Origin of the sequence: Amycolatopsis mediterranei, assembly GCF_026017845.1 — a bacterium.
Classification (GTDB): Bacteria; Actinomycetota; Actinomycetes; order Mycobacteriales; family Pseudonocardiaceae; genus Amycolatopsis; species Amycolatopsis mediterranei.
Genome location: NZ_CP100416.1, coordinates 5494766 through 5502188 on the forward strand (window position 1 = coordinate 5494766; position 7423 = coordinate 5502188).

At 71.8% G+C, this 7423-nt stretch carries 4 protein-coding genes; 3 read left to right on the forward strand and 1 reads right to left on the reverse strand.

Annotation, left to right across the window (positions count from 1 at the left end):
• The first annotated feature begins 2 nt into the window (after positions 1-2).
• Positions 3-575 (forward strand): hypothetical protein, encoded by a 573-nt coding sequence (locus tag ISP_RS24720; protein ID WP_013226573.1) that lies wholly within the window; start codon positions 3-5, stop codon positions 573-575.
• Positions 576-710: 135 nt separating this feature from the next.
• Here the strand turns inward: ISP_RS24720 and ISP_RS24725 are convergent, their stop codons facing one another.
• Positions 711-1559 (reverse strand): hypothetical protein, encoded by an 849-nt coding sequence (locus tag ISP_RS24725; protein ID WP_230468332.1) that lies wholly within the window; start codon positions 1557-1559, stop codon positions 711-713.
• Between ISP_RS24725 and ISP_RS24730 the strand changes: the two genes are divergently transcribed.
• Positions 1506-4127: a hypothetical protein gene (locus ISP_RS24730; protein ID WP_013226575.1), complete on the forward strand. Its 2622-nt coding sequence runs from the start codon at positions 1506-1508 to the stop codon at positions 4125-4127. The genes ISP_RS24725 and ISP_RS24730 overlap by 54 nt on opposite strands.
• Before the next feature lie 171 nt (positions 4128-4298).
• Entirely contained in the window at positions 4299-7151 is a 2853-nt protein-coding gene (locus tag ISP_RS24735) for an AfsR/SARP family transcriptional regulator (RefSeq protein ID WP_013226576.1), read from the forward strand.
• The last annotated feature ends 272 nt before the right edge of the window (positions 7152-7423 follow it).

A 7423-nucleotide genomic window follows, 5' to 3' on the forward strand; every position in this document is an offset into this window, starting at 1 on the left:
CCGTGCCATACAGAAGGACCCTGATCGCCGGCCTTTCCGCCTTCCTCCTGATCGCGACGGCCGCGTCGGGCGACGCATCGACCTCGCCCGCGTCGCCGAGCGCCGCCGGCCAACAAGACTTCGCGTGGGAAACCGGCACGTGGCGCAGCACCGTGCGGGTGCTCGCCGAGCCGCTGTCGGATTCCGCGGACACCTGGCTCCAGTTCGCGGGTACCAGCAATGTGCGGCCACTCCTGGACGGGCGAGCGAACGTCGCCGAGTTCGAGGTCTCGGGGCCGGACGGGCGCATCGACGCCCTCAACATGCGGCTGTACGAGCCGCAGGCCCAGCGGTGGAGCCTGACGTTCGTCAACATCCGCGACGGCTTGCTCACCCCGGCGGTGTACGGCGGGTTCCGCAACGGCGCGGGCGAGTTCTACGGCGACGACCAACTCGGCGGCCACCCGATCAAGGTGCGGTTCCTCATCTCCCGGTCGGCTCTGGACGAAGCAAGGTTCGAGCAGGCGTTCTCGGCTGACGGCGGGACGACGTGGGAAACGAACTGGCTGGCTGTGGATCGCCGGATTCGCCGGTGAGAGAACGCCGGAGCATCGAGAACGGCCGCACCGGGAACGGCGGACCCGCCACGACGGCCGCCGGCCATGGGCACAGCCAGGTTGGCCTGGTGGGTTCTCCTTTCCTGGCGCGGAGAACCCACCAGTCCACCGGAATCACGAGCAGACGCCGGTACCCGTGGCGTCGATCCAGACCGTGATCTCGTTCTGCCCGCTGCCGGCCGGATCGGTGGCGACCACCCGCAATGAATGCGCGCCGACCGTCAGATCGCCGGGTGCCATGATCGCGCCCTGCTGGAAAAAGTACGCCTCTTCCCATCCGAAGAAGCCCGGGTCCAGGGACCGCTTGACCGACGTGCGCTCGGTGGCCAGCGGAGAGCCGTCGAGGAAGAACTCCAGTCGCACGGCGTCCGCTTCCGCCTTGGCTTCCTGCACGGTGAACGACTTGTCCCCGCCGCTCGTCTCCGCCACCAGGATGACGTGCCAGTCGTCCTGGCAGAAATGCCGGCCGTCGACCGACTCCAGCACGCGGATGGACACCCGGCGGTCGATGTCGGCCGGAGAGGCGCCGCTGACCGTGCGGTGGTTCCGGACGGCGGCTCCGCCGGTGCCGCTCGCGTGCAGGACGGCTTCCGCGTCGCCGCGGGTGGCGGCGCCGGGAGCCGCCTGGGCCGGTGCGGAATTCATCGCCATGGCGATGATCGGCAATCCGGCGACAACGGCCACCTTGAAGACAACACCGATCGGACGATTCGTGTGACAAAAGAACGGCTTCATCAGACCTCCTCGGGACGTGAGTGCCATCGAAGTCGCCGGTGCCGTGGGCCGGGTTACAGGTAAATCCCCCCGTTTCTTGCGAAACGGACACGGTCGTAACAATCCACCGTCATTCTTGCGACTTACCGGCACGACGCTCGCCGAGCGCCCCTGGGAAACCTTCAGGGAGTGCCAATGACCGAAAACAATACGCTCGATGTGGTGGAGCTGCGCGTGCACGGTGTGCACGGGACGACTCCCGAGGTCATGCTGGGCGATCCCGAACCCCTGCGCGTGGCCGGGGACGACATGGCGCGCTTCTTCCGGCGGCGGAGGCTCCTGGCGACTCCGCCATCGGGTGGACGGCCGCGACGGTGGCGTGACGTCGAAGCGTTCCACTGGGGACGGTTCACCTCCGGGTCGCCGAGCCGGGCGCTCTGGCTCGCCCTGGCGCCCTTCGCGCTGCTGAACCTCTCGCGCTACGCGCTTCTCCTGCCGGAGAAGCGCAATCGGCGGGCTCGATTCGCGGATGCCGTCCTGCGGCTGCTCGGCCTCGTACTCACCTTGATGCTGGTCACCAACGTCGCGTACGTGTCGATCGAACTCGTGATGCACCAGTGCGCCTCCAGCATCGTCTGCCGCCAGGACAACTCCTGGCTGGACAGCGTCACCAGCCGGCAGTTCGGCCCCCGGCTCCTCCTCGGCGCGGCGCCGCCGCTGGCTGTCGTGCTGCTCTTCTGGTGGTTCGGCCGGCAATCGTTCCTCTACGAACCCCGTGGCGAACTCACCAAGTGGACCACTCCGAACGGCTCGTTCGACGACCGCGCGTTTTGGCACACCTCACCCAAAGCACCGATACTGCGCGCCATGCACGTCGCCGCGGCGTGCGCGGTACTCGGTCTGCTGTTCGCCGCGTTCCTCTATCCGGTCTGGAAAGACGACAAGGCTTATCTCGGGCTGTGGCTGGGCAGCGGCCTGCTGCTGATTCTCGTCGTGCTCGTCATCATCGCCTGGGGCCCGGAACCCGAGAACCTGAAACCCGATCCGAAGGGCCGGGACGCAGTCAAATTGCCGTTGTACGTAACGGCGATTCGCTGGCTGTGCGCCCTCCACCTGCTCGTCAGCATCACTGTCACCGCCGTCAAGCTGTGGCCGGCGGGAGCCATCGGCCCGGAGCCGCTCGCCGGCTTCGAGATCGTTCCCAACGTCGAAGCGGTGCTGGCCATGGGGCTCCTGCTCGTCCTGCTCGTCGCTTGCGTGCTGCTGCGCTTCTCCCGCCACAGCAAGCACCTCAGGGACGCCGAGGTGCCCGTCGCGTTCCGTCCATTGTGGAACGGCTACGGCACCTGGGTCATCGCCGCCGTCGCGACCCTGCTGGCCGCCGGGTTCAGCGGCGGCCTGGCGTTCCGCGTCGCCGACCTGGTGGGGAATCCGGTCCCCTCCCGCGGCGACCTGCCGGACACCGCCGAGACCTGCGGCTGCCACGACGTCGAGTGGCCGATCCAGCTCGGTGCCAGTTACTGGACCGGCGCCTGGCTCTGGGGTGTCCTCGCCATCGCCCTCCTGCTGTTCTTGCTGCCGCTCGCCGCCGCCATGACGCGGCAGCGCTGGGCGACGTGTCTTTTCCTCGCCGGCGCCGTGTTCGGCTCGGCCGCCCTGACCGTCTTCTGGACCCTCGGCGCCGGACCGAACGTGCTGGTCCTGGCCACCCTGTCGGGGGTGCTGTCCATCGCCGGCGGCGTGACGTGGTGGCTCGGCTGGAGCAGGAACGGCCTCGCTGAGCTCGCGGAAGCCGACTACGCATCCGAGAAGGCCGATCCGCGCGTCACCCGCCGGGTGACCACCAGCTGGCGCCTCGCCCTCACGAAGTACCGGTACCACTGGGGCTTGACCCTGCCGGCCGTCGGCGGCGGGGTCGTCGTCGGGCTCGCCGGGATCGCCGCGCTGCTGCGGATGACGTCGGTGCTGGACCACGTGCTGTCGCCGGAACTCGGCAACATCGGCGCCTGGGTCCTCGCCGCGCTGCTCAGCGCGCTGCTGTTGCTCGGCATCCGCTCCTGGCAAGGTACGAAGCTGCGGACCGCGGTCGGCGTGCTGTGGGACCTGCTCGCGTTCTGGCCCCGGCTGGTGCACCCCATCTGCCCGCCACCCTACGGCGGCCGAGCCGTCCTCGAGACCGCTCACCGCACGGAATACCTCGCCGGTCACGGCGCCAAGGCGGTCGTGCTGTCCGGTCACAGCCAGGGCAGTGTCGTCTGCGTGGCCGCGATCTCCGTCCTGCGGGACCCCGCCGCTCCGCCCGAAGGACCCGACCCCTCCCTCGCCAAGGTCGGCCTCGTCAGCTACGGCTCGCAGCTGCAGTGGGCGTATTCGCGGATCTTCCCCGCCTACCTCGGCTACCGGAGAATCGAGCAGACCTTGAAGGATCTCGGAAAGCGGTGGGTCAACGTCTACCGCTGGACCGACCCCCTCGGCGGGCCGGTCCTGACCTGGCCCCCCGGCGAAACACCCTGGCCTGGCAAGGCCACCCCGCCGGCCGACGACCCGCTCCCCGAAGGCGTCACCCCGTGGTCCCGGTTCCCCCTGGCCACAGCGCCGCCCGCCGGGGAGAGGGAGGCTGCGGACACCGCCGAACCCGCCGGTGCCCATCGGCTCGGCAACGACTTCAGGCTGCGCGATCCGGAGTTCACGGCCGACCGCGACGACCGGCCGAAGTCGCCCCTTCGCGGGCACGGCGCGTACTACGACGACCCGGTGTTCGACGTGGTGGTCGCGGACCTCGCGGACGTGGTCCGTGGTGAGGAGAGCCCACGATGACCACCGGCTGCCCGGCGGTGAGATCGCGGTAGACGGAGCTGGTGCGGTTCCTCCGGGTGCCCGCGGAGCCTGCTCGGAGCCGCGGGCACCCACTCCGCTCCGTCGGCGGGATTGGACCGAACGGACCCGTATCCCCACCGCGGACCGGCCCCTCCTGACAGGGTGGGCAGGGTGTGGACGGACGACCCGGCGGGCGGAACGGCCCAGGGGCAGGAACGGCCCGAGTTCCGCGTGCTCGGCCCGTTCGAGGTGCTGGTGCACGGGCGGCCGCTCGATCTCGGCGGTCCCCGCATCCGCACGCTGCTCGCGCTGCTCATCGCGAACGCCGGCCGGGTCATCAGCGTGGACACCATGGCGAGCGCGTTGTGGGACGTCGACGCCACGCCCGGCACGCCCCGGACCGTGCGGACCTACATGTCACGCCTGCGCCGCTCGCTGGCGCCGGGCGCCGCGCTCGGCGGGGGCGACCTGATCGAGACCCGCGCGGCCGGCTACGCCCTGCGGCTGGAACCCGCGCTGCTCGACGCCCGCGAGTTCGAACGCCTGGTGACCGCCGGGCGGACCGCGCTGGCGGCGGACCCGGTGACGGCGGCGGATCGGCTGTCACGCGCGCTGGCGCTGTGGCGCGGTGACGCCTACGAAGACTTCTCCGGCACCGCGGCGTTGCTGGCCGAAACCCGGCGGCTGCAGGCATTGCGGCTCGGTGCCCTGCAAGACCGCATCGACGCCGACCTCGCCACCGGCGCCGGGGAAGCCCTGATCGGCGAACTGACGGCGCTGAGCGACCGGCACCCCGGCCACGAGCGGCTGTGGGGCCAGCTGATGACGGCCCTGTACCGCGCGGGCCGCCAGGCGGACGCGCTGGACACGTTCGCACGGGCGCGGGTGGTGCTCGTCGAGCGGTTCGGGCTCGACCCCACACCTCGCCTGACCGGCCTCCACCACAGGATCCTCGACAACGATCCCCGGTTGTTCCCGCCGTCGCCGTCCCGGCCGGTCACCGGCCGCCCGGCCGGCACGATCCGCAACGACCTCCCCGGTGACATCGCCGACTTCACCGGCCGCGAACCCGAGCTCTCCCGGCTGCTGTCGGCCCGCGACGGGGTCGTGCACACCGCGCCGACGGCCGTCGTGATCGAGGCGATCGACGGGATGGCCGGCATCGGCAAGACGACGCTGGCCATCCACGCCGCGCACCGGCTCGCCGGGCACTACCGCGACGCCCAGCTGTTCATCGACCTGCACGGGCACACCTCCGGCCAGGCACCGATCACGCCGGCGGCGGCCCTCGACACGCTGCTGCGCGCCCTCGGCGTGGCCGCGGACCGGATCCCCCTCGAACCGGACGCCCGCGCGGCGCTCTGGCGCGCGGAACTCGCCGGCCGCTCGGTGGTCGTCGTGCTGGACAACGCCGCGGACGCCGCGCAGGTCCGTCCGCTGCTGCCGGGCAGCCCGGGGACGCTGCTGCTGATCACCAGCCGGCGCCGCCTGGTCGGCCTGGAAGCGGCCCACATCCTCTCCCTGGACGTGCTGCCGGAGGCCACCGCGGTCGCGTTGTTCAGCGGCATCGTCGCCGACGACCGGCCCGCCGCCGAAGCCGCGGCCGTCCGCGACGTCGTCGCGCTGTGCGGGCACCTGCCCCTGGCCATCCGGATCGCCGCGGCGCGGCTGCGCACCCGGCCGGCGTGGACCGTGGCCCACCTGGCCGACCGGCTGCGCCAGGCGGGCCGTCCGCTGGCCGAGCTCTCCGCGGGCGACCGCAGCGTCGCCGCGGCGTTCGCGTTGTCCTACGAGCACCTGGACGAGGCCGGGCAGCGCATGTTCCGGCTGCTCGGCCTCAACCCGGGCCCGGACATCGACGTCCCCGCCGCCGCGGCGCTGGCCGCCGTGGCTCCCGCCGAAGCCGAGCGGCTGCTGGAAAGCCTCGTCGACGACCACCTGCTGCAGCAGCCGGCGACCGGGCGGTTCCGCTTCCACGACCTGGTCCGCCAGCACGCGCAGGCCACCGCACTGGCCGACGAGCCGGCACCCGCCCGGACCGCGGCGCTGCGCCGGCTCGTCGGCTTCCACCTGCACACCGGCCACCGCGGCAGCCGCCTGCTCGACCAGCAGCACCCGCCGATCGACGTCGGCGAGCCACCGCCCGGCTGCGTCCCGGCCCCGCTCCCCGACGACACCGCCGCGATGACCTGGTTCGACGGCAACCACCAGTGCGTGCTCGCGGCGCGGCAGGCCGCCGAGGACGCCGGCTGGGACACGTGGGTGTGGCAGCTGGCCTGGACGCTGGACAACTTCCACTACCGCCGCGGTCACCTCCAAGCCAACATCACGTCGTGGCTGGCCGGGCTGGCCGCCGCCGAGCGCCTCGGCGACGTGGCCGTGCAGGCTCGCGCGCACCGCCGCCTCGGCCTCGTCTACGGCCCGTTCGGGATGCCGGCCGAAGCGTTGCCCCACCTGAACCGCTCGCTGGCGCTGGCCGGGGAAATCGGCGACACGCTGGGCCAGGCGGGCGTCCACTTCGTGCTGGCGCTGCACTGGACGAACGAGAAGGACGACGAGCGGGCGCTGGAGCACGCCACCAGCGCGCAGGAGCTGTACGGCGTCCTCGACGACGGCAAGTGGGAAGCGCGCGCGTTCGCCTTGATCGGCGCGTGCCTCAGCCGGCTGGGGCGGCACGAAGAAGCGCGCAGCCACGCCGAATCGGGGCTCGCACTGTGCCGCGAGAGCAACGACGTCTACGGCCAGGCCGACGCGCTGGACAGCCTCGCCGCGATCGCCCGCGAAACCGGCCACCACGGCGAGGCCCTGGAGCAGTCGAGGCGCGCCCTGTCCCTGTGGCGCCACCTGGACAACACCTACCGCCAGGCGGGCACGCTCGCCGCCATGGGCGACGCCCACCAGGCGCAGGGCCACCCGGACCAGGCGCTCGAGGCGTGGCACCAGGCCCTGGACCTGTACCGGGCGGGCAACCTGCACCCGGCCGCCGACGAAATCGAGAAACGCGCGGCGAACGCCGAAGGGTGAGCGCCTGCACCAGGGTCATGACGGCACCGCGAGCCCCTCCGGTTCGCGGCCGTCGCGACCAGCGCGGCTGGACCGGGGATCGCGGCACGACACGGCGGACCCGCCGTTGCCGGTCACGTACCCCCGGTGTCCAGCAGAGCTGGTCGGCACCGCAAGGCGTCCGGTGGTCGCTGCCCCTCGGGTGCGAGCCAGTCCCTAGTGTCCTGCGCCTGAAATTCGTTGGCAATATCGTGCGAGCGAGTCGATGATCTCCTCGGCGGTCTTGCGCCAGA